We start from the raw sequence: 23,116 nt of genomic DNA, 5'->3' as shown, positions 1-23,116 counted from the left end.
CCTAGGGACTGTTCCACCCCTAGGGGTAGCCGCCGGGGGGCGGGGGGGGGGGGGGGCCGGGGCCCCCCCCCCCCGCCCGTCGGCGAGAGATCTGCGTCAGCGGAGGAAGGGATCCACCGCGACGGCGACGAAGAGGAGCGAGACGTAGGTGATGGACCAGTGGAACAGCCGCATCTCCTTGAGCTTCGCACCGGCGACCCCGGCCTTGGCCCGGTTCTGCAGGCCGTGGGCCTCCCAGAGCCAGAAGCCGCCGGAGAGCAGCGCCACCACGGTGTAGAACCAGCCGGTGTAGCCGAGCGGGGTCAGCAGCAGCGAGACCGCGACCATCACCCAGCTGTAGATGACGATCTGGCGGGCGACCACCCGGTTCGAGGCGATCACGGGCAGCATCGGGACTCCGACGCGGGCGTAGTCGTCCTTCACCTTCATGGAGAGCGGCCAGTAGTGCGGGGGCGTCCAGAAGAAGATGACCGCGAAGAGGATGACCGCGGCCCAGGAGACCGAGTCGGTCACCGAGGACCAGCCGATGAGGACCGGCATGCAGCCGGCGATCCCGCCCCAGACGATGTTCTGGGAGGTCCGCCGCTTCAGCAGCATCGTGTAGACGACGACGTAGAAGAGGAGAGCGCCGAGGCTGAGCGCCGCGGAGAGCCAGTTGACCAGCAGTCCGAACCAGACCGTCGAGACGACCCCGAGGGTGATCCCGAAGACCAGGCACTCGCGCGGGCTCACCATTCCGGTGACCAGCGGGCGCTGCGACGTACGGTCCATCAGCGCGTCGATGTCGCGGTCGATGTACATGTTGAGCGCATTCGCACCGCCCGCGGAGATGAATCCGCCGATGGTGGTAGCGAGAACGAGCCACAGGTCGGGCACACCCTGAGCGGCCAGGAACATCACCGGAACGGTGGTGATGAGCAACAGCTCGATGATCCGCGGCTTCGTCAGCGCCACGAATGCCTTGATGCGGGCCCCGGACGGGCGATGGCCCCCTGGGCTCGGAGTCAAGGCGACCCCTGCGGGTCGGGACTCGACGGCCGTCACGCACACCCCTGACAGAGAAATCCCAGCAAGCACCGGGCGTGAGGGCCCAGTAAAGACTTGCGCGAACCAGACCACTGTAGACGTTGGGGACAGGCCGCCCTTCGCGGGGGTGGACTCGTGTTGGGGTGGCGCGTCCGAGCTGCTGCGACACCCTTTCGAGCGCCCTGCCCGAACCAGTGCGGCGCCCGGCAATGTTTGCCCCATGAGGAGGGGTGTTCGGTGCGTGCGATCGCAAGGCGGCCGGAAGTCCAACGCCGCGAGGGCGCGTGCTGAACACCGCGACGGGGCAGAGCTCGCCGGGCGCCGCACCAGCTCGGACGAGGGGTGGGCCGCTCGGTCGAGAAGCACAGAAGTACCTGGTCACGCTCATTGGAGAAGCCCATTGGTGAACCCTCCCGCTCATACGGAAGGCGAACTCCACGAATGCCGCGCACCCTGGAATCCAACCGGAAATCCCTTGTTGTTACGGGGGTAGGCTCAACATCGTCCGGTGTGGTCACCAGCCCCCGGTTTTCCGAACAGTGGAGAGGAGCCCTGACTCAGGGTGAGCACCAAGCCGACCACCACAGACCTTCAGTGGACCGAATTGGACCAGCGGGCCGTGGACACGGTCCGCGTCCTTGCCGCCGACGCCGTACAGAAGGTCGGAAACGGCCACCCGGGCACGGCGATGAGCCTCGCTCCGGCCGCGTACACCCTTTTCCAGAAGGTGATGCGGCACGACCCCGCCGACGCCGACTGGACGGGCCGCGACCGTTTCGTGCTGTCCGCGGGCCACTCCAGCCTGACCCTGTACATCCAGCTCTACCTGGCCGGTTACGGCCTTGAGCTGGACGACCTCAAGTCCTTCCGCACCTGGGGCTCGAAGACCCCGGGCCACCCGGAGTACGGCCACACCACCGGTGTCGAGACCACCACGGGCCCGCTGGGCCAGGGTGTCGCCAACGCCGTCGGCATGGCCATGGCCGCCCGCTACGAGCGCGGCCTGTTCGACCCGGACGCGGCTCCCGGCACCTCGCCGTTCGACCACGACATCTGGGTCATCGCCGGTGACGGCTGCCTCCAGGAGGGCATCTCCGCCGAGGCGTCCTCGATGGCCGGACACCAGAAGCTCGGCAACCTGACGCTGCTCTGGGACGACAACCACATCTCGATCGAGGGCGACACGGAGACCGCGGTCTCCGAGGACACCCTGAAGCGGTACGAGGCGTACGGCTGGCACGTCCAGCGCGTGGAGCAGCTCCCCAACGGCGACCTGGACCCGGCGGGTCTGTACAAGGCGCTGCTGGCCGCCAAGGCCGAGACCGAGCGCCCGTCGTTCATCGCGGCCCGCTCGATCATCGCCTGGCCCGCCCCGCACGCCCAGAACACCGAGGCCGCGCACGGCTCGGCGCTCGGTGACGCGGAGATCGCGGCGACCAAGAAGGTGCTGGGCTTCGACCCGGAGAAGACCTTCGAGGTCTCCGACGAGGTCCTCGCGCACACCCGTGAGGCGCTGGACCGCGGCCGCGAGGCCAAGGCCGAGTGGGAGAAGTCCTTCGCCGCCTGGCGCACCGCCAACCCGGAGCGCGCCGCCGAGTTCGACCGCATCAACGCGGGCGAGCTGCCCGAGGGCTGGGAGGAGAAGCTCCCCGTCTTCGAGGCCGGCACCTCCGTCGCCACCCGCGCCGCGTCCGGCAAGGTGCTCCAGGCCCTCGGTGAGGTCATCCCCGAGCTGTGGGGCGGCTCCGCCGACCTCGCCGGCTCGAACAACACCACGATCGACAAGACGTCGTCGTTCCTCCCGGCCGGCAACCCGCTGCCCGAGGCGAACCCGTACGGCCGCACGATCCACTTCGGTATCCGCGAGCACTCCATGGCCGCGGAGATGAACGGCATCACGCTGCACGGCAACACGCGCGTCTACGGCGGCACCTTCCTGGTGTTCTCCGACTACATGCGCAACGCCGTCCGCCTCTCCGCGCTGATGCACGTGCCGGTGACGTACGTCTGGACCCACGACTCCATCGGCCTCGGCGAGGACGGCCCGACGCACCAGCCGGTCGAGCACATCGCCTCGCTGCGCGCGATCCCGGGCCTGAACGTCGTGCGCCCGGCCGACGCCAACGAGACCGCCATCGCCTGGCGCGAGATCCAGCGCCGCTGGACCAAGGTGTTCGGCAAGGGTGCCCCGCACGGTCTGGCGCTGACCCGCCAGGGTGTGCCGGTGTACGAGGCGAACGACGACGCGGCCAAGGGCGGCTACGTGCTGTTCGAGGCCGACGGCGGCGAGCCGCAGGTCGTCCTCATCGGCACCGGTTCCGAGGTGCACCTCGCCGTCGAGGCGCGCGAGCAGCTCCAGGCGGCCGGTGTGCCGACCCGGGTCGTCTCGATGCCGTGCGTCGAGTGGTTCGAGGAGCAGACCCCGGAGTACCGCGAGAGCGTCCTGCCGAAGGCCGTCCGGGCCCGGGTCGCCGTCGAGGCGGGCATCGGCCTGACCTGGTACCGGTACGTGGGTGACGCGGGCCGCATCGTGTCGTTGGAGCACTTCGGTGCCTCGGCCGACGCGAAGGTGCTGTTCCGCGAGTTCGGGTTCACCCCCGAGCACGTGGTCGCCGCCGCCCGGGAATCTCTCGACGCCGCCGCGCGCTGACGCACACATACGATCCAGTAGGAGATGTAGATCCCATGACAGACGCACTGAAGCGCCTTTCCGACGAAGGCGTCGCGATCTGGCTCGACGACCTGTCCCGCAAGCGCATCACGTCCGGCAACCTCGCCGAACTGATCGACCAGAGCCACGTCGTCGGTGTCACCACCAACCCGTCGATCTTCCAGAAGGCGATCTCCTCGGGCGACGGTTACGAGCAGCAGCTCACCGACCTCGCGTCCCGCAAGGTCACCGTCGAGGAAGCCATCCGCATGATCACGACGGCGGACGTCCGTGACGCCGCCGACATCCTCCGTCCGGTCTTCGACCGCACCGACGGCCAGGACGGCCGGGTCTCCATCGAGGTGGACCCGCGTCTGGCGCACCACACCGTGCCGACCGTCGCCGAGGCCAAGCAGCTGGCCTGGCTGGTGGACCGGCCGAACACGCTCATCAAGATCCCGGCGACGAAGGCCGGTCTGCCGGCGATCACCGAGGTCATCGCGAAGGGCATCAGCGTCAACGTGACGCTGATCTTCTCGCTGGAGCGCTACCGCGAGGTCGTGGACGCCTACATCACCGGTCTGGAGCAGGCGAAGGCCGCGGGCCTGGACCTGTCGAAGATCCACTCGGTCGCGTCCTTCTTCGTGTCCCGCGTCGACACCGAGATCGACAAGCGTCTGGACGCCATCGGCAGCGACGAGGCCAAGTCCGCCAAGGGCAAGACCGCACTCGCCAACGCCCGTCTGGCGTACGAGGCGTACGAGGAGCTCTTCTCCTCCGACCGCTGGGCCGTCCTCGACAAGGCGCAGGCCAACAAGCAGCGTCCGCTGTGGGCCTCCACCGGCGTCAAGGACCCGGAGCTCAAGGACACCCTGTACGTCGACGACCTCGTCGCCCCGAACACGGTCAACACCATGCCGGAGGCGACCCTGGAGGCCGTTGCCGACCACGGCCAGATCTCCGGCAACACCGTCGCCGGCGGTTACGACCAGGCGCGCGCCGACCTCGACGCCATCAAGAAGCTCGGCGTCAGCTACGACGAGGTCGTGGCGCTGCTGGAAGAAGAGGGCGTCGACAAGTTCGAGGCCGCATGGAACGACCTGCTCAAGTCGACCGAGGCAGAGCTCGAGCGCCTCGCTCCTTCGGAGGGCTGACCACTTTGTCTGGTGTTCCCGGAGCAAACCCGCTTCGTGACCCCCAGGACCGACGGCTCCCGCGCATCGCGGGGCCGTCGGGCCTGGTCATCTTCGGTGTCACGGGCGATTTGTCCAGAAAAAAGCTCATGCCCGCCGTTTACGATCTGGCCAATCGCGGCCTGCTGCCGCCGGGCTTCTCGCTCATCGGCTTCGCGCGCCGCGACTGGGAGGACGAGGACTTCGCCCAGGTCGTGCACGACGCCGTCAAGGAGCACTCCCGCACCCCCTTCCGCGAGGAGGTCTGGCAGCAGCTGAGCCAGGGAATGCGGTTCGTGCCCGGCAACTTCGACGACGACGAGGCGTTCGAGACTCTCAAGGCGACGATCGACGAACTCAACAAGGCACAGGGCACCGGAGGCAACTTCGCCTTCTACCTCTCCGTGCCGCCGAAGTTCTTCCCCAAGGTCGTCCAGCAGCTCAAGAAGCACGGTCTCGCGGAGCAGACGGAGGGCGCCTGGCGCCGCGCCGTCATCGAGAAGCCGTTCGGGCACGACCTGGAGAGCGCGCAGGAGCTGAACCAGCTCGTGCACGACGTCTTCCCGCCCAACGAGGTCTTCCGCATCGACCACTACCTGGGCAAGGAGACCGTCCAGAACATCCTGGCGCTGCGTTTCGCCAACACGATGTTCGAGCCGATCTGGAACAGGTCGTACGTCGACCACGTCCAGATCACGATGGCCGAGGACATCGGCATCGGCGGCCGCGCCGGGTACTACGACGGCATCGGCGCCGCCCGTGACGTCATCCAGAACCACCTGCTCCAGCTGCTGGCGCTCACCGCGATGGAGGAGCCCGGCTCCTTCCACCCCAAGGCGCTGGTCGCGGAGAAGCTCAAGGTGCTCACCGCCGTCGAACTCCCCGAGGACCTGGGCAAGCACACGGTGCGCGGCCAGTACAGCCACGCCTGGCAGGGCGGCGAGGAAGTCCCCGGCTACCTCGAAGAGGACGGCATCGACCCCAAGTCGACGACGGACACCTTCGCGGCGATCAAGCTGACGGTCAACAACCGCCGCTGGGCGGGCGTCCCGTTCTACCTCCGTACCGGAAAGCGCCTCGGCCGCCGCGTCACGGAGATCGCGGTCGTCTTCAAGCGCGCCCCGTACCTCCCGTTCGAATCCGGCGCGACGGAGGAGCTGGGCGGCAACGCCCTCGTCATCCGCGTGCAGCCGGACGAGGGTGTGACGGTGCGGTTCGGCTCGAAGGTGCCGGGTACCTCCATGGAGGTCCGGGACGTCACGATGGACTTCGCCTACGGCGAGTCCTTCACCGAGTCCAGCCCGGAGGCGTACGAGCGGCTCATCCTCGATGTGCTGCTCGGCGACGCCAACCTCTTCCCCCGCCACCAGGAGGTCGAGCTCTCCTGGAACATCCTCGACCCGATCGAGGAGTACTGGGACAAGCACGGCAAGCCCGCGCAGTACGCGGCCGGTACCTGGGGTCCGGCCGAGGCGGACGAGATGCTCGCACGCGACGGACGGAGCTGGCGCCGGCCATGAAGATCGATCTCACGGAAACAACCTCCAGCAAGATCAACAACGCGCTGATCTCGGCTCGACGCGCCGTCGGCACCCCTGCCATCGGCATGGTGCTCACCCTGGTCGTCGTCACGGACGAGGAGAACGCCTACGACGCCCTCAAGGCGGCGAGCGACTCCTCCCGCGAGCACCCCTCGCGGATCATCGCGGTGATCAAGCGGGTCAGCCGCTCGCCGCGCAGCCGTCGCGACGCGCGTCTCGACGCCGAGATCCGGGTCGGTTCCGACGCGGGCAGCGGTGAGACGGTCGTCCTGCGGCTCCACGGCGAACTCGCCAACCACGCCCAGTCGGTGGTCCTGCCGCTGCTGCTGCCGGACGCCCCGGTCGTGGTCTGGTGGGCCGAGGACGCCCCCGCCGACCCGGCGAAGGACCCGCTCGGCGCGCTCGCCCAGCGCCGCATCACGGACGCCTACTCCTCCGAGCACCCGCTCGATGAGCTGGCCGTCCGCGCGGAGACGTACGAGCCCGGCGACACGGACCTGGCGTGGACCCGCATCACGCCGTGGCGCTCCATGCTGGCCGCCGCCCTGGACCAGCAGCCCGCGGAGGTCGTCTCGGCGACCGTCGAGGGTGAGGCGGACAACCCGAGCTGCGAGCTGCTCGCGATGTGGCTCGCGGACCGGCTCGGTGTCCCGGTGGGGCGTACGCCCTCCCAGGGCCCCGGTCTGACCGCAGTACGCATGGAGACGAAGAACGGCCCGATCGTGCTCGACCGCGCGGACGGCTCGCTCGCCACCCTCTCCATGACCGGTCAGCCCGACCGCGGCGTGGCGCTCAAGCGGCGTGACACGGCCGAGCTGCTGGCGGAGGAGCTGCGGCGCCTCGACCCGGACAACACCTACGCCACGACGGTGAAGTTCGGCGTCGACAAGCTGAGCGCCCCCGGCGAGGTCGCGGCGGCCACCCCCGCCGCTCCCGCGCCGGCGGCGGCGGCCGAGGGCGACACTCCGGAGGCCGAGAAGCCGAAGGCGGCCGCCCCCGCGAAGAAGGCCGCGCCGGCCAAGAAGGCGGCGTCCAAGTGAGTGCCCCGCAACTGGTCGTGCACCGCGACAAGGAGCTGATGGCGCAGGCCGCGGCGGCCCGGCTGATCACGAAGATCGTGGATGCCCAGGCCGCTCGCGGATACGCCTCGGTGGTGCTGACCGGTGGGCGCAACGGCAACGGCCTGCTGGCCGCGCTCGCCGCCGCCCCCGCACGGGACGCGATCGACTGGTCGCGGCTCGACCTGTGGTGGGGCGACGAGCGGTTCGAGCCGGACGGCGACCCGGAGCGCAACGTCACGCAGGCCCGTGAGGCCCTGCTGGACGCCGTCGCCCTGGACCCGGCGCGGGTGCACCCGATGCCGGCGTCGGACGGTCCGTTCGGGAACGACGTGGACGCGGCCGCCGCGGGTTACGCCGCCGAACTCGCGGCCGCCGCCCGCCCGGAGGACCACGGGCCGGTCCCGACGTTCGACGTGCTGATGCTGGGCGTCGGACCGGACACCCATGTCGCCTCGCTCTTCCCGGAGTTGCCCGCGGTACGGGAGACGGAGCGCACCGTCGTCGGTGTGCACGGCGCCCCCAAGCCGCCGCCCACCCGGGTCACCCTCACGCTCCCGGCCATCCGGGCGGCGCGCGAGGTGTGGCTGCTCGCGGCGGGCGAGGACAAGGCGGAGGCCGCGGCCATCGCCCTCTCCGGCGCCGGGGAGATCCAGGCTCCGGCGGCCGGCGCGTACGGCCGCGCCCGGACGCTCTGGCTGCTCGACGCGGCGGCGGCCTCCCGGCTGCCCCGCGAGCTCTACCCGCCGGCCTCTTCCTGAGAGGTCGTCAACCGCTGTACGGCCAGGCCCGGTTCCCGTTCGTGACGAGCGGGGGCCGGGCCTTTCGCCGTCGCGCACTCACCCCGAAGAGGCGTGCGGGACGGACCGTCCCGGACGTCTCACACGTAATCGAAGTACCGGTCGTACCAACTCGTCTTTCCCATGTCCTCGTCACCCTCCTCCCCTTCGGCCTCACCCGCGGCCACGAGCACCTCGGCCAGTGCCGCGTCCCCTGCCGCCAACAGGGGTGACGGCCCGTCGTACGGCTCCCGGAGCAGCTCGACCGGGACGAAGGTGCAGCCGATCGCCGTACAGACGCCGTCGAGCCACGTCGCGTACTCCTCGGTCAGGCTCTCCTCAACGCCGGGAAGTCCCTCGTCGGTCCCGACCCGCGCGGTGACGAAGAAGCCGCCGAAGTTGCTCATCGTGGCGTTCAGGGACCGATCGATGCGCGTAGCGTCCGCCGGAACGTCGATGACGCCGTAGAAACTGGCGTCCTGGCCCCGGCCGCTCGAGCAGGACGGGCCGAATCGTTCCTGGAAGGCGTGCACCAGCCGGGTGAAACAGTTCTCCGAGGTCTTCCGGTCGAAGTCCGCGGGACGTTCCAGGTTGCGGGGATCGTCGTTCTCCACCAGGAGGTCTCGGATCCGGTCCATCGGGAGCATCGCGCGCCCTTCCATCAGTTCTCGACGGGGAAGGGTGGCAAGAAGCGCGAACCCAGTTCTGGGCATGATGGCCCACGCCCTTCTCCGGGGCATCGTCACGGTCCTCGATGACGCCGTGCAGGAGCTTGTCGGGATACACCGCCGAGGTCGTGCGTCCCTGGCCGCACCTCGGCCCACACCGCAGTCCGGGGCTCCCCGCTCACACGGTCGGGAAGGGCGTCGTCACGCGTGTCCGCGACGACTTCGGCGAGAGTGGAGTGAGGCTGCTCGACGGACAGCCGGTCGTGCACGCGCACGAAGCAGCTCCGGTCGGAGATGCGGCCGACTTCCCTGCGCTGTCGCCGTCGGCCCTTTTCGGTATGCACCTTGGCGAAGTCGTCGACCATGTCGCCCAGTTGGGCCCGGGCCTCTGCCTCGGTCCCGCCGATCCCACAATGAACCGTTTGCTGGAAGTGCGGCATCTGGCCACTGGTCTGCATGAGGGACCATCGGGGCACGGTGTTCTCCGCTCCTTCCTCCGGCACACGTCGTCATGGTCGGCCGAATCCTGGCGCCGGGCCCGACGGCCCCGGCGCTCGTGAGGGTACCGGGCAAGGGCGACGGATCGGGTCCGCGCGACGTGTCCGCCCTGCTTCACCGGCCCGCGTCAGCCAACGGGGCCCGCGCGTTCCGGCGGTACGACCCGGACGTCCGGACGGCTCACCGGCGTGGAGTGCCGGTCCCGGCGGCCGTTTCCCCGTCCCACTCCAGGAACGGTGCCAGCAGCCCCGGTACGGCCTCCGAGGCGAGGCGGAGGCCCTCCTCGGCCCCGGTGTCGTACACCGCGTAGGCGCCCGTCCCCGCGGCCGTGGTGGCCGTGATGTCCAGCAGGCCCGCCCTCCGCTGGAAGTACGACTGCCGGACCGTCCAGCCGATCACCCCGGACCGTTCCAGGGCGGCGGTCGAGCGCCGCAGGGTGCCGGAGCGGGTGACGAGGTGGCCGCCGGTGAGTGCGTGCCCGAGGTTGCGGTACGCGTCCAGGGCGAGCGCCACCGCGACCGGTACCCCCACCAGTGCGCAGCCCAGCGCGGCCCACAGCAGGACGGGGGTCAGCGCTGCCCCGAGCGCGGTCAGCACCACCACCGGGGCCAGCGCCACCGCGAGGGCCCGCCGCAGTCGGCGGCCCCGGGCGGCGCGCGGGTGGCCCGTCAGGGGCGCTGCGGTCGGGGCCGACTCCTCGCGGAGCACGGCCGCGACGATCCGTTCCACCTCCGGCCGCGGCACGGCGGGCAGCAGGGTGCGGTGGCTCGCCTCCTTCGCCTCCTCGTCGTCGGCCAGCCCCGTGGTGATCACGTCCACCCGGGCGGCACCGAACAGCCGGACACCCAGCGGCTCCACCAGTTCGGCGCCGCGCAGCCGGGCCTCCTCGACGGTGGTGGAGCGGGAGGTCAGCAGCCCGCGGCGGACCCTGAGGGTGCCGCCCGGTTCGCGCTCCAGGCGGTAGTTCCACCACATCTCGGTCCAGAGTCCGAGTGCCCCGGCCGCTCCGGTGAGGAGGGCGGCCGCCAGGAGGACGGCGAGTGTCCAGAGGAGCGGAAGGGCGCGGAAGAGTTCGACGGTCCAGTGGATGACGTCGCCCTGTGCTCCGGCCCACTCGCTGATCTGCATCACCCCGCCGGCCGCGGCGCCGCCGAGCATCGGGGCGACGAAGGAGACCGGGGCGTAGCGGATCCAGCGGGGGTCGAGGACGGCCAGCACGCCGTCGCGCTCCCCGGTGGCGGTGGCGCCGTCGCCGTCCGGCGCGGCGTCCCGCGCCAGCAGCAGCCGGCGCAGCCGTTCGCCCTCGGCCCGGGTGACGGGGTCGAGTTCCAGCGTCGATTCGCCGTCCCGGTGCTCGCCGGTGCCGATCCGTACGGTGACCAGGCCGAGGAGCCGCAGCAGCGGGCGGGCGGTGAGGTCGACGGTGCGGACGCGGTCGAGGGCGAGCGAGCGGCGCCGCACGAGCAGCAGACCGGAGTGCAGGTCGACGTGGCCGGTACCGATCCGGTAGCGGGTGCGGCGCCAGCGGACGTGGTCGACGAGGGCCGCGCAGCCGGTCAGCAGGACGGCCCCGGCGGCGGTCCAGAGTCCGGCACCGGCGGCGCCGAGGTGGCCGAGGAACCCCATGGCCAGCGGGACGGCGGTACCGACCACCACCCCGGCCGTGAGGACCGCGGTGACCAGGGCCGTACGGGGGTCGAGGCGGCGCCAGCCGTCGTCGGCGCCGGGGGTGCCCGAGGTGCCCGAAGTGCTCACGGTGTTCATGTGGCGTCGCCGGGGGTGTCCCGGGTGATCCGGGTCAGCCGTTCGGCGAGCGCGGCAGCGGGTTCGTGCCCGAGCCCCGCGATCCGTACCGCTCCCTTGGCGGAGGCGGTGGTGACGGTGAGGGTGGCGAGCCCGAAGAGCTGCTCCAGCGGGCCCCGGACCGTGTCGACGGTCTGGATGCGCGACATCGGCGCGATCCGCCACTCCTGGAGGAGGAGTCCGGTGCGGACGTAGACGGCGTCCTCGGTGACCTCCCAGCGGTGGGTGCGGAACCACCAGCGGGGCAGCACGAGGGCGCAGCAGGCGCCGAGCCCGGCCGTGACCGCGGCGGAGAGCAGCAGCCACGGCCGGGCCGGGGCGAGGAGGACGGCGAGGACGCCGAGTACGGCCACCGGGGCCGCCGCCAGCAGCAGGCACTGGGCCCGCCACCAGCCGACGGCACGCCGGTCGAGCGCGTTCGCCGGAGGCCTCAGGCGCGGCGTCCCCTCCCCCGCGGTAACCGTCCCCTTCACCGCGTCATCGGCTCAACGACCGCGCAGCGAGCGGTAGGTGGCGACGAGGGCGGCCGTGGAGCTGTCCAGCTGTTCGCCGCCGGTGCCCTCGGTGAGGACCGGCTCGATCTTCTTGGCGAGGACCTTGCCGAGTTCGACGCCCCACTGGTCGAAGGAGTCGATGTTCCAGATGGCGCCCTGGACGAACACCTTGTGCTCGTACAGCGCGATGAGCTGCCCGAGGACCGAGGGGGTGAGCTTCTCGGCCAGGATCGTCGTCGTGGGGTGGTTGCCCTGGAACGTCTTGTGCGGGACCAGTTCCTCGGGCACGCCCTCGGCGCGGACCTCTTCGGGGGTCTTGCCGAAGGCGAGCGCCTGGGTCTGGGCGAAGAAGTTGGCCATCAACAGGTCGTGCTGCGCGATGAGTCCGGGCAGCAGGTCGGCGACCGGGGCGGCGAAGCCGATGAAGTCGGCCGGGATGACCTTGGTGCCCTGGTGGATCAACTGGTAGTACGCGTGCTGGCCGTTGGTGCCCGGGGTGCCCCAGACGACCGGGCCGGTCTGCCACTCCACCGGATTGCCGTCCCGGTCCACGGACTTGCCGTTGGACTCCATGTCCAGCTGCTGCAAGTAGGCGGTGAACTTGGAGAGATAGTGGCTGTAGGGCAGCACCGCATGGGCCTGGGCGTCGAAGAACTGGCCGTACCAGACGCCCAACAGGCCCAGCAGCAGCGGGGCGTTCTCCTCCGGCGGGGCGGTGCGGAAGTGCTCGTCGACGAGGTGGAAACCGTCGAGCATCTCGCGGAACCGGTCCGGGCCGACGGCGATCATCAGCGAGAGGCCGATGGCGGAGTCGAAGGAGTAGCGGCCGCCGACCCAGTCCCAGAACTCGAACATGTTGGCCGTGTCGATCCCGAAGTCCGACACCTTCTCGGCGTTGGTCGACAGCGCCACGAAGTGCTTGGCGACGGCGTCCTGGCCGGACCTCAGCTCGGTGAGGAGCCAGTCGCGGGCGGAGGTGGCGTTGGTGATCGTCTCGATGGTGGTGAACGTCTTCGAGGCGATGATGAAGAGCGTCTCGGCGGCGTCCAGGTCGCGGACGGCCTCGTGGAGGTCTGCACCGTCGACGTTGGAGACGAAGCGGAGGGTGAGGGAGCGGTCCGTGAAGGAGCGCAGCACCTCGTACGCCATGGCGGGGCCCAGGTCGGAGCCGCCGATGCCGATGTTGACGATGTTCTTGATGGGACGGCCGGTGTGGCCGGTCCACTCTCCCGAGCGGATCCGGTCGGCGAAGCCGGCCATCTTGTCCAGCACGGCGTGCACGGCGGGTACGACGTTCTCGCCGTCGACCTCGGTCACCGCGTCGCGCGGGGCGCGGAGCGCCGTGTGCAGGACGGCGCGGTCCTCGGTGGTGTTGATCCTGTCGCCGCGGAACATGGCGTCCCGCAGTTCGGCGACCCCGGTGGCGGCGGCGAGGTCACGCAGCAGACGCAGCGTCTCGTCGGTCACCAACTGCTTGGAGTAGTCGATGTGCAGGTCGCCCACCCGGAGGGTGTAGGCGGTGCCGCGGTCCGCGTTCTCGGCGAACAGCTCCCGCAGATGGGTCCCGCCCAGTTCCTCGCGGTGCTTTCCGAGGGCCGCCCATTCGGGCGTCTGGTTGAGCTTGGTTCGGCTTTGTGCGTTCATCCCGGGTATCAGCCCATTCTTCTCGTACCTGCTCCCCGCTGCACCCCCAACCTAATTGATCCTGGTCGCGGGTGCCGCGCGGGCATGGCTCCGTACGGATATCAGGACTTCGCGGGCAGCGAAAAGCGGTCCGGCCGGCACCCGGGGGGTGTCCGGCCGGTGAACGGGGCGGTGCGGAAAAGCAGCAGCCCCACGAGGCGGGAGCCGCGCGGGGATGTTCTCAGATCTCGCCGCGGAGCTTGGCGAGCGCCTCGGCGAGAATGGCCTCGCCGTCCGCGTCACTGCGCCGCTCGCGTACGTACGCGAGGTGCGTCTTGTACGGTTCAGTGCGCGGCGGGTCGGGCGGACTGTCCTTGTCCTGGCCCGCCGGGAAGCCGCATCGGGGGCAGTCCCAGGTATCCGGTACCTGCGCGTCATGGGCGAAGCTCGGCTGCGTCTCGTGCCCGTTCGAGCACCAGAAGGAGATGCGGAGGCGCGGCGCGGACTCGCCCCGCTCGGCCTCCCCCATCGGCCCCGCTCCGACCCGGCTTCCCCGGATCGCGTTGCCACTTGCCACGGTCGTAACTCCCTGCCTGATGGTGCTCGAAGATGCCCCAGTCTACGTAAGGCCCAACGCGCGTCCAGTGATTGGAGTTACACGGTCACCGGCAATCGCGGACGGTGCGTCAGCTGTCCAGCTTGATGAGCAGACCGAGCGCCACAATGCTCGCGAACCAGCACAGGCCGACGACCACGGTGATGCGGTCGAGGTTGCGCTCGGCCACGGAGGAACCGCCGACCGAGGACTGCATACCGCCACCGAACATGTCGGAGAGGCCGCCGCCCTTGCCCTTGTGCATCAGCACCAGCAGCATCAGCAGCAGGCTGAAGACGATCAGGGCGATCTCGAACGCCAAAATCACGGCTGGTCCCTACTTTCCGGAAATTCCTGGACTGCTTCTACGAAAACAGCTTCTACGGAGAACACGCATACGCACAACGGGGGCCGAGGGTGGAACCCACCCCGGCCCCCGCAAGGGTACGACGGATCGGCGCTAGCGCATACTCACTGGTCGCGGAAGCGGACGATCTTGACGAACTCGTCGGCGTCCAGCGCGGCACCGCCGACGAGGGCGCCGTCGACGTCGGGCTGCGCCATGATCGCGGCGACGTTCCCGGACTTCACGGAACCGCCGTACTGGATGCGGACCGCGTCGGCCAGTTCCTGCGAGTACAGCTCGGCCAGCCGGCGGCGGATGGCGCCGCACACCTCCTGGGCGTCCTCGGGGGTGGCGACCTCGCCGGTCCCGATGGCCCAGACCGGCTCGTACGCGATCACGATCGACTCGGCCTGCTCGGCCGGGACGTCCTTCAGGGCGCCGTCGAGCTGCGCGAGGGTGTAGGAGACCTGGTCACCGGCCTTGCGGATGTCCAGGCCCTCACCGACGCAGAGGATCGGGGTCAGCCCGTGCCGGTAGGCGGCCTTCACCTTGGCGTTGCAGATCTCGTCGTTCTCACCGTGGTACTGACGGCGCTCGCTGTGACCGACGGCCACGTACGCGCACTTCAGCTTGGCGAGCATGGAGCCGGAGATCTCGCCGGTGTACGCACCGGAGTCCTGCGCCGAGATGTCCTGGGCGCCGTACTTGATCTTCAGCTTGTCGCCGTCCACCAGCGTCTGCACGGAGCGCAGGTCGGTGAAGGGCGGCAGGACGGCGACCTCGACCGCGTCGTAGTCCTTGTCGGACAGCGCGAAGGCGAGCTTCTGGGTGTGGGCGATGGCCTCGAGGTGGTTGAGGTTCATCTTCCAGTTGCCCGCCATCAGCGGGGTACGGGTGCTCATCTGGCTCAGTTCTCCAATGCGGCGAGGCCGGGGAGGGACTTGCCCTCGAGGTATTCGAGGCTGGCGCCGCCACCGGTCGAGATGTGGCCGAAGGCGTTCTCGTCGAAGCCGAGGATGCGGACGGCGGCGGCGGAGTCGCCACCCCCGACGACGCTGAAGGCCGGGGAGTCGACCAGCGCCTGGGCGACCGCGCGGGTGCCCTCGGCGTAGTCGGGGTGCTCGAAGACGCCCATCGGGCCGTTCCAGAAGACGGTGGCCGCGTCGGCGAGCTTGGCCGCGTACAGCTTGCGCGTCTCGGGGCCGATGTCCAGCCCCTCCTGGTCCGCCGGGATGGCGTCGTGGGCGACGACGGTGGGGTTGGCCGGGGCCTTCGTCTTCAGGTCCGGGAACTCGGTGGAGACGAGGACGTCGACGGGGAGCACGAACTCCACACCGCGCTCGTCGGCGCGCTTGAGGTACTCCTGCACGACGGGGACCTGGTCCTCCTGGAGCAGCGAGATGCCGACCTCGTGGCCCTGGGCCTTGAGGAAGGTGTACGCCATGCCGCCGCCGATCAGGATGCGGTCGGCCTTCTCCAGCAGGTGGTCGATGACGCCGAGCTTGTCGGAGACCTTGGCGCCGCCGAGGACGACGGCGTAGGGGCGCTTGACGTCGCTGGTGAGCTTCTTCAGGACGCCGACCTCGGTGGCGATGAGGAAACCGGCGAAGTGCGGCAGCCGGGCCGGGAGGTCGAAGACCGAGGCGTGCTTGCGGTGCACCGCACCGAAACCGTCGCCCACGTACACGTCGGCGAGGGCGGCGAGCTGGTCGGCGAAGGCGCCGCGCTCGGCGTCGTCCTTGGACGTCTCACCGGCGTTGAAGCGGAGGTTCTCGATGACGGCGACCTGGCCGTCGGTGAGGGCGGCGACCGTGGCCGTGGCGGACTCGCCGACGGTGTCGGTGGCGAACGCGACCTCGGTGCCGAGCAGTTCACCGAGCCGGGCGGCGGCGGGAGCCAGCGAGAACGCCGGGTCCGAGGCACCCTTCGGGCGGCCGAGGTGTGAGGCGACGATGACCCGCGCGCCGGCCTCGGCGAGCTTGGCGACGGTCGGCTGGACGGCGCGGATGCGGCCGTCGTCGGTGATGGTGGTGCCGTCGAGCGGCACGTTGAGGTCGGCGCGGACGAATACCCGCTTGCCCTCGACCCCCGCGGCGAGAAGTTCGTCGATCGTCTTCATCTGTTCCAGGACTCCTTGGAAAAGGACGGATGAGCACGCGAGAGGCCCGGACGGCGCTTCGTCGCGCCGTCCGAGCCCCTCACTACATCGAGATGCCTGCCGATCCGAGGATCAGAGCTGGCCGCCGACGAAGACGGTCAGGTCGACGAGGCGGTTGGAGTAACCCCACTCGTTGTCGTACCAGCCGAGGATCTTCACCGTCTTGCCTTCCTGAACCATCGTCAGGGAGGAGTCGAAGGTGCAGGAGGACGGGTCGCCCACGATGTCGGAGGAGACGATCGGGTCCTCCGTGTACGTGAGGAAGCCCTTCAGGTCGCCGTCGTCGGCGGCCTTCTTGAACGCGGCGTTGACCTCGTCCTTGGTGACCTCACGGCCGAGCTCGACGACCAGGTCGGTGGCCGAACCGGTCGGGACCGGCACGCGCATGGCGATGCCGTCGAGCTTGCCCTTGAGCTGGGGCAGGACCAGGGCGGTGGCCTTGGCGGCACCCGTCGTGGTCGGGATGATGTTCTCGGCGGCGGCGCGGGCGCGACGCAGGTCCGAGTGCGGGTAGTCCAGGATGCGCTGGTCGTTCGTGTACGCGTGGACCGTCGTCATCAGACCCTTGACGACACCGAAGTTCTCGTCCAGGACCTTGGCCATCGGCGCCACACAGTTGGTGGTGCAGGAGGCATTGGAGATGACGTGGTGGTTGGCCGCGTCGTACTTGTCGTGGTTGACGCCCATCACGATGGTGATGTCCTCGTCCTTGGCCGGAGCCGAGATGAGGACCTTCTTGGCGCCACCGGCGATGTGCTTCTCGGCGTCGGCCTTCTTGGTGAAGAAGCCGGTCGACTCGATGACGATGTCGACACCCAGCTGACCCCAGGGGATCTCGGCCGGGTTGCGCTCGGAGAGCACCTTGATGGTGTGACCGTCGACGGTGATGGTGTCGGCGGTGTGGCTGACCTCTGCCTTGAGACGACCCAGAATGGTGTCGTACTTCAGGAGGTGAGCCGTGGTCGCAGTGTCACCCAGGTCGTTGACAGCCACGATCTCGATGTCCGCACCCTGCTCCAGCAGCGCGCGGAAGTAGTTACGACCGATGCGGCCAAAGCCGTTGATGCCTACGCGGATCGTCACGAACCGATCTCCTCGTTAGGTACGCCGGGTTTCGACGCCGGCGAGTTGTATGGGATGTCCCCGACCGCCTCCGACCCTACCTCTCATGTGGCCCGCGGGTGACATCGAGAGGCCCCGTACGCGCCCCGATAAGTCCTACTGAGCAGTAGGAACTCGGGGCTCCGGTCCGCCGGGAGGTCACCGGGCATCCGGCGGACCGAGAGCCCGCGGCCGTCCCGCGACGACCGGGTACGGGCCAACGCCCGTACCCACACGGACGATCAGGGCGCGACGGCCCGGGGCGGCCGGGGCGCCGGCCGGTGTCCGGCGCCCCGGCCGGACAACCGGCCAGGCGTCGCGGGCGCCTTCTCCGGACGGCGGAAAAGCCGCCGCCGGCGTCTCCGTGGGGAGAACGCCGGCGGCCGGTCGTATACGACGGTGCGGGCCCGGGGGCGGCCCGGCGAACCGGTCTCAGCCGACCAGACCGTCCGCCATCTCCTCGCTGAGCGTGGACTCCGTACCCGGGATGCCGAGGTCCTGTGCGCGCTTGTCGGCCATCGCCAGCAGCCGGCGGATCCGCCCGGCGACGGCGTCCTTGGTCAGCGGCGGATCGGCGAGCGCGCCCAGCTCCTCCAGCGACGCCTGCTTGTGCTCCATGCGCAGCCGTCCGGCGGCGGCGAGGTGCTCGGGGACCTCCTCGCCCAGGATCTCCAGGGCGCGGCCCACGCGGGCACCGGCGGCCACGGCCGCGCGGGCGGAGCGGCGGAGGTTGGCGTCGTCGAAGTTGGCGAGCCGGTTCGCGGTGGCCCGTACCTCGCGCCGCATCCGGCGTTCCTCCCAGGCCAGTACGGACTCGTGGGCGCCGAGGCGGGTCAGCAGGGCGCCGATCGCGTCGCCGTCGCGGACCACCACGCGGTCGACGCCCCGGACCTCGCGGGCCTTGGCGGCGATCGAGAGCCGGCGCGCCGCCCCGACCAGCGCGAGTGCCGCCTCGGGGCCGGGGCAGGTGACCTCCAGCGAGGAGGACCTGCCCGGTTCGGTGAGCGAGCCGTGCGCGAGGAAGGCCCCGCGCCAGGCAGCCTCGGCGTCGCAGGTGGCCCCCGAGACCACCTGCGGGGGCAGCCCGCGGATGGGGCGGCCGCGGCCGTCCACGAGGCCGGTCTGACGGGCCAGCTGGTCACCGCCCGCCACGACGCGCACGACGTACCGGGAGCCGCGCCGCAGCCCGCCGGGGGCCATAACGATCAGCTCCGAGGCGTGCCCGAAGATCTCCAGGATGTCCCGCTTGAGCCGGCGGGCCGCCATCGCGGTGTCCAGCTCCGCCTCGATCACGATCCGGCCGCTCACCAGGTGCAGCCCGCCCGCGAAGCGGAGGATCGCGGAGACCTCCGCCTTCCTGCAGCAGGTCCGGGTGACGGGAAGCCGAGAGATTTCGTCCTTCACCGCTGGCGTCATCGCCATGGGCCGATCCTTCCATGCATCCGAAAAATACGGTCGTACGCGGCGGCCAGCAGCTCCGGATCATGAATCGGAACGCCGTCTGGCGAGGCCACCGGCGCCAGCTCCACCGCGGCACCGAGCCGCTTCGCGGCATCGGCGAGGGACTCGCGGTCAGGCACGGCGGCCTCATCGGCCAGCACCACGTCCAAGGCGAGTTTAGGGGCGTGTCGCCCCAAAACCTCCAAATGACGCTGCGGGGAGAAGCCATCTGTTTCACCGGGTTGCGGTGCGAGGTTCAGCGAGAGCACCTTCCGGGCCTTCGTCGCGACCAGCGCGTCGAGCAGATCCGGAACGAGCAGATGGGGGATGACCGAGGAGAACCAGGAGCCGGGTCCGAGCACCACCCAGTCCGCGTCCAGGACCGCCTCGACCGCCTCCGGGACGGCGGGCGGGGCGTGCGGGACCACCTGCACGGACTGCACCTCGCCCGGCGTGAGCGCCACCGTCGCCTGGCCGCGTACCGTCACGATCGCGTCGGGTCGCTCCGGATCGTGCCCCCTGACCTGCGCCTGGAGCTCCAGCGGTACGGCGGACATGGGCAGCACCCGGCCGTGCGCGCCGAGGAGGGTGCCGACCAGGTCGAGCGCCTGCACGGGGTCGCCGAGCTGTTCCCAGAGCGCCACGATCAGCAGGTTGCCGACCGCGTGCCCGTGCAGGTCGCCCCGGGACTCGAAGCGGTGCTGGGTGACCCTGGCCCAGGTCTGCCCCCAGTCGTCGTCCCCGCAGAGGGCCGCGAGGGCCTTGCGGAGGTCACCGGGCGGGAGCACCCCGAACTCCTCGCGGAGCCGGCCGCTGGAACCGCCGTCGTCGGCGACGGTGACGACGGCGGTCAGGTCGCCGGTGATGCGGCGCAGGGCGGCGAGCGAGGCGGACAGCCCGTGGCCGCCGCCGAGGGCGACGACCTTGGGCGGGCCGCCGCGGCGGCGACCGGAGCGGAGCGAGGCCGCCCTGCTCAGTCTGCGCAGCCGCAGGTTGGCGCTGGTCACTCGCGCCCCATGTCCCGGTGGACGAGGACGGTCTCGATGCCTTCGGCGGCGAGGCGGGCGGAGAGCTTCTCGGACATCGCGACGGAACGGTGCTTACCGCCCGTGCAGCCGACCGCGATGGTCACGTACCGCTTGCCCTCGCGGCGGTATCCGGCGGCGACGAGCTGGAGCAGCTCGGTGTACTGGTTGAGGAACTCCTTGGCGCCCGGCTGGTCGAAGACGTACGCGGACACCTCCTCGTTCAGGCCGGTGAAGGGGCGCAGCTCGGGCACCCAGTGCGGGTTCGGCAGGAAGCGGCAGTCCACCACGAGGTCGGCGTCGACCGGCAGACCGTACTTGTAGCCGAACGACATCACCGTGGCGCGCAGCTCCGGCTCCTGGTCGCCGGCGAACTGGGCGTCCATCTTGGCGCGCAGCTCGTGGACGTTGAGGCTGGAGGTGTCGATGACCAGGTCGGCGTCGCCGCGCAGCTCGCGCAGCAGATCGCGCTCGGCCGCGATGCCGTCGACGATCCGGCCGTCGCCCTGGAGCGGGTGGGGGCGGCGGACCGACTCGAAACGGCGGACCAGGGCGTCGTCCGAGGACTCCAGGAAGACGATCCGGCGGGTGACGTGCTTGGTGTCCAGGTCCGCCAGGGACTCGCGGAGGTTGTCGAAGAAGCGGCGCCCGCGTACGTCCACGACGACGGCGATCCGGGCCACGTTGCCCTGGGAGCGCGCGCCGAGCTCGACCATGGTCGGGATCAGGGCGGGCGGGAGGTTGTCGACGACGAACCAGCCGAGGTCCTCCAGGCACTTCGCGGCGGTGGACCGGCCGGCGCCGGACATCCCGGAGATGATCACCAGTTCGGGGATGGCCGCCGGGACGGCGTCGCCCGTCTCGTCGGTGGTGCCCGTGCTCACGTGTGCTCCGTCTGTTCGGTCAGGGTCCGGTTGCGTGGGTTCTGCGTGGCGGTGCTCACGGTCGGTCATGGCGTGCCCCCGTCGTTCTCGTCGATGATCTCTCCTGTGGCCGTGTTCACGGCGGGCGCGGCCGGCGCGGTCGCGGCGAGGGCCGCGGCCACCGACTCCGCTGTCCTGCGGCCTATCCCCTGGACCTCACAGATCTCGTCGATTGTCGCCTGCCGCAGCTTCTTGACGGAGCCGAAATGCTTGAGCAGGGCGAGTTTCCGGCTCTCGCCGAGGCCGTGGACGCTGTCCAGAGGGCTGCTGCGGACCCGCTTGGCGCGCTTGGCCCGCTGGTAGGTGATGGCGAAGCGGTGGGCCTCGTCACGGATGCGCTGGAGGAGGTAGAGGCCCTCGCTGGAGCGGGGCAGTACCACGGGATCGTCGTCGTCGGGCAGCCAGACCTCTTCGAGACGCTTGGCGAGGCCGCAGACGGCGATGTCGTCGATGCCCAGCTCGTCCAGCGCACGCTTCGCGGCGGCCACCTGCGGCTGCCCGCCGTCGACCACGACGAGCTGCGGCGGATAGGCGAACCGCTTGGGGCGGCCGTCGTCCTCGCGGGGCTCGGAGTCGGCGGAGGCGTCGTCGGGGGCGCCCGGGGCGGCGGTGAGGTCCGGGGCGGCGGTGACGGGGCCCGGGGCGGCCGGCTCGGGGACGGCAGGCTCCGGGGTGCTCCGCCCGGGGGCGGCGGGGACCTCGCCGGAGGGGGCGGGAGACTCGCCGGAGGGGGCGAGGGGCTCCTCCCACTCCCCCAGGCGCTCCTTCTCGTGGAGGTAGCGGCGGAACCGGCGGCCGATCACCTCGTGCATCGACCGGACGTCGTCCTGGCCCTCGAACCCCTTGATCTGGAAGCGGCGGTACTCGCTCTTGCGTGCGAGCCCGTCCTCGAAGACGACCATCGACGCGACGACGTCGTCGCCCTGGAGGTGGGAGATGTCGTAGCACTCGATGCGCAGCGGGGCGGTGTCGAGGCCGAGCGCCTGGGCGATCTCCTCCAGGGCCCGGGAGCGGGTGGTCAGGTCGGAGGCGCGCTTGGTCTTGTGCAGTCCGAGCGCCTGCTGGGCGTTGCGCTGGACCGTCGCCATCAGGTCCTTCTTGTCGCCGCGCTGCGGGATGCGCAGGCTGACCTGGGAGCCCCGGCGGTGGGCGAGCCATTCGGAGACCGCGTCCGGATCCTCGGGCAGGGCGGGTACGAGGACCTCCTTGGGTACGGAGTCGCCGGTCTCCTCCCCGTAGAGCTGCTGGAGGGCGTGCTCGACCAGGCCGGAGGTGTCGACCGCCTCGACCTTGTCGGTGACCCAGCCCCGCTGGCCGCGTACCCGGCCGCCGCGTACGTGGAAGATCTGGACCGCTGCCTCCAGCTCGTCCTCGGCGACGGCGATGAGGTCGGCGTCGGTGGCGTCGGCGAGTACGACCGCGCTCTTCTCCATGGCCCGCCGGAGCGCGCCGATGTCGTCCCGGAGCCGGGCGGCGCGCTCGTACTCCATGTCCTCCGCGGCGAGTGCCATCTCCTTCTCCAGGCGGCGCATGTAGGCGCCGGTACGGCCGGCCATGAAGTCGCAGAAGTCCTCGGCGAGTTCGCGGTGTTCCTCGGGGCTGACGCGGCCGACGCAGGGCGCGGAGCACTTGCCGATGTAGCCGAGCAGGCAGGGGCGGCCGGTGCGGGCGGCGTTCTTGAGGACACCGGCGGAGCAGGTGCGCACGGGGAAGACGCGGAGCATCAGGTCGACGGTCTCGCGGATCGCCCAGGCGTGGCCGTACGGGCCGAAGTAGCGCACGCCCTTCTTCTTGGCGCCGCGCATGACCTGGACCCGGGGGAACTCCTCGTTGAGGGTGACCGCGAGGTACGGGTAGCTCTTGTCGTCGCGGTACTTGACGTTGAACCGGGGGTCGAACTCCTTGATCCAGGTGTACTCCAGCTGTAGCGCCTCCACCTCGGTGGAGACGACCGTCCACTCCACGGAGGCGGCGGTCGTCACCATGGTGCGGGTGCGGGGGTGGAGGCCGGCCAGGTCCTGGAAGTAGTTGGCGAGGCGCTGGCGGAGGTTCTTCGCCTTGCCGACGTAGATCACCCGGCGGTGCTCGTCGCGGAACTTGTAGACCCCCGGGGAGTCGGGGATCTGTCCCGGCTTGGGGCGGTAGCTGGAGGGGTCTGCCATGTCTCACACCCTACTTCCGGCCGGTGACACCCCGGGGTGCTGTCCACACTGTGC

19 protein-coding genes are annotated in these 23,116 nt (G+C 70.5%); 5 read left to right on the top strand and 14 right to left on the bottom strand.

Going from position 1 to position 23,116, the window contains the following annotated elements:
* Positions 1 to 96: 96 nt before the first annotated feature.
* Positions 97 to 1,050, bottom strand: coding sequence for a heme o synthase (locus ACFYPN_RS02445; RefSeq protein WP_389296475.1), 954 nt, complete (start codon positions 1,048 to 1,050; stop codon positions 97 to 99).
* 538 nt (positions 1,051 to 1,588) lie between these two features.
* On the opposite strand from ACFYPN_RS02445, the gene tkt reads away from it, so the two are divergent.
* The 5 genes from tkt to pgl are packed head-to-tail and all read left to right on the top strand — an operon-like array spanning position 1,589 to position 8,208.
* On the top strand, positions 1,589 to 3,676 hold the full coding sequence (gene tkt / locus ACFYPN_RS02440) for a transketolase (RefSeq protein ID WP_389296474.1): 2,088 nt from the start codon (positions 1,589 to 1,591) through the stop codon (positions 3,674 to 3,676).
* 35 nt (positions 3,677 to 3,711) lie between these two features.
* The gene (tal, locus tag ACFYPN_RS02435; protein ID WP_358759853.1) at positions 3,712 to 4,830 is read left to right on the top strand and encodes a transaldolase; all 1,119 of its coding nucleotides are present in this window, start codon (positions 3,712 to 3,714) and stop codon (positions 4,828 to 4,830) included.
* Between the two features lie 5 nt (positions 4,831 to 4,835).
* Positions 4,836 to 6,368 carry a glucose-6-phosphate dehydrogenase gene (zwf, locus tag ACFYPN_RS02430; protein WP_358759855.1) on the top strand — a complete coding sequence of 511 codons (1,533 nt, stop codon included), beginning with the start codon at positions 4,836 to 4,838 and terminating at the stop codon, positions 6,366 to 6,368.
* On the top strand, positions 6,365 to 7,429 hold the full coding sequence (gene opcA, locus ACFYPN_RS02425; protein WP_358759857.1) for a glucose-6-phosphate dehydrogenase assembly protein OpcA: 1,065 nt from the start codon (positions 6,365 to 6,367) through the stop codon (positions 7,427 to 7,429). Before zwf ends, opcA begins: the two co-directional genes overlap by 4 nt.
* Positions 7,426 to 8,208: a 6-phosphogluconolactonase gene (gene pgl, locus ACFYPN_RS02420; protein WP_358759858.1), complete on the top strand. Its 783-nt coding sequence runs from the start codon at positions 7,426 to 7,428 to the stop codon at positions 8,206 to 8,208. The genes opcA and pgl overlap by 4 nt, the downstream gene beginning before the upstream one ends.
* A 119-nt stretch (positions 8,209 to 8,327) precedes the next feature.
* Here the strand turns inward: pgl and ACFYPN_RS02415 are convergent, their stop codons facing one another.
* The 13 genes from ACFYPN_RS02415 to uvrC form a co-directional block, all read right to left on the bottom strand.
* On the bottom strand, positions 8,328 to 8,864 hold the full coding sequence (locus ACFYPN_RS02415) for a hypothetical protein (protein WP_389296473.1): 537 nt from the start codon (positions 8,862 to 8,864) through the stop codon (positions 8,328 to 8,330).
* Between the two features lie 708 nt (positions 8,865 to 9,572).
* Positions 9,573 to 11,156 carry a PH domain-containing protein gene (locus ACFYPN_RS02410; RefSeq protein WP_389296472.1) on the bottom strand — a complete coding sequence of 528 codons (1,584 nt, stop codon included), beginning with the start codon at positions 11,154 to 11,156 and terminating at the stop codon, positions 9,573 to 9,575.
* Entirely contained in the window at positions 11,153 to 11,668 is a 516-nt protein-coding gene (locus ACFYPN_RS02405) for a PH domain-containing protein (RefSeq protein ID WP_358759865.1), read from the bottom strand. Before ACFYPN_RS02405 ends, ACFYPN_RS02410 begins: the two co-directional genes overlap by 4 nt.
* A gap of 12 nt (positions 11,669 to 11,680) precedes the next feature.
* Positions 11,681 to 13,333, bottom strand: coding sequence for a glucose-6-phosphate isomerase (pgi, locus tag ACFYPN_RS02400; protein ID WP_358759866.1), 1,653 nt, complete (start codon positions 13,331 to 13,333; stop codon positions 11,681 to 11,683).
* A 220-nt stretch (positions 13,334 to 13,553) separates the two neighbouring features.
* A complete protein-coding gene (locus tag ACFYPN_RS02395) occupies positions 13,554 to 13,889 on the bottom strand; it encodes an RNA polymerase-binding protein RbpA (RefSeq protein ID WP_096629167.1) in 336 nt (111 codons plus the stop codon).
* A gap of 109 nt (positions 13,890 to 13,998) precedes the next feature.
* Positions 13,999 to 14,235 (bottom strand): preprotein translocase subunit SecG, encoded by a 237-nt coding sequence (secG, locus tag ACFYPN_RS02390; RefSeq protein ID WP_266703172.1) that lies wholly within the window; start codon positions 14,233 to 14,235, stop codon positions 13,999 to 14,001.
* A gap of 143 nt (positions 14,236 to 14,378) precedes the next feature.
* Entirely contained in the window at positions 14,379 to 15,155 is a 777-nt protein-coding gene (gene tpiA, locus ACFYPN_RS02385; RefSeq protein ID WP_358759868.1) for a triose-phosphate isomerase, read from the bottom strand.
* Positions 15,156 to 15,160: 5 nt separating this feature from the next.
* Entirely contained in the window at positions 15,161 to 16,372 is a 1,212-nt protein-coding gene (locus tag ACFYPN_RS02380) for a phosphoglycerate kinase (protein WP_389296471.1), read from the bottom strand.
* A 111-nt stretch (positions 16,373 to 16,483) separates the two neighbouring features.
* Positions 16,484 to 17,494, bottom strand: a complete 1,011-nt coding sequence (gene gap / locus ACFYPN_RS02375; protein ID WP_358759872.1) for a type I glyceraldehyde-3-phosphate dehydrogenase — start codon at positions 17,492 to 17,494, stop codon at positions 16,484 to 16,486.
* Between the two features lie 450 nt (positions 17,495 to 17,944).
* Positions 17,945 to 18,934, bottom strand: a complete 990-nt coding sequence (whiA, locus tag ACFYPN_RS02370; RefSeq protein WP_266703180.1) for a DNA-binding protein WhiA — start codon at positions 18,932 to 18,934, stop codon at positions 17,945 to 17,947.
* Positions 18,925 to 19,959: a uridine diphosphate-N-acetylglucosamine-binding protein YvcK gene (gene yvcK, locus ACFYPN_RS02365; RefSeq protein WP_358759873.1), complete on the bottom strand. Its 1,035-nt coding sequence runs from the start codon at positions 19,957 to 19,959 to the stop codon at positions 18,925 to 18,927. The genes whiA and yvcK overlap by 10 nt, the downstream gene beginning before the upstream one ends.
* Positions 19,956 to 20,930, bottom strand: a complete 975-nt coding sequence (gene rapZ / locus ACFYPN_RS02360; RefSeq protein WP_358759875.1) for an RNase adapter RapZ — start codon at positions 20,928 to 20,930, stop codon at positions 19,956 to 19,958. The genes yvcK and rapZ overlap by 4 nt, the downstream gene beginning before the upstream one ends.
* On the bottom strand, positions 20,927 to 23,062 hold the full coding sequence (gene uvrC, locus ACFYPN_RS02355; protein WP_389296470.1) for an excinuclease ABC subunit UvrC: 2,136 nt from the start codon (positions 23,060 to 23,062) through the stop codon (positions 20,927 to 20,929). The genes rapZ and uvrC overlap by 4 nt, the downstream gene beginning before the upstream one ends.
* Positions 23,063 to 23,116 lie beyond the last annotated feature (54 nt).

Source organism: Streptomyces sp. NPDC005576 (assembly GCF_042871745.1).
GTDB lineage: Bacteria > Actinomycetota > Actinomycetes > Streptomycetales > Streptomycetaceae > Streptomyces.
The sequence above is the reverse complement of the archived record's forward strand: the minus strand, read 5'-3'. Positions and strand labels throughout refer to the sequence as shown.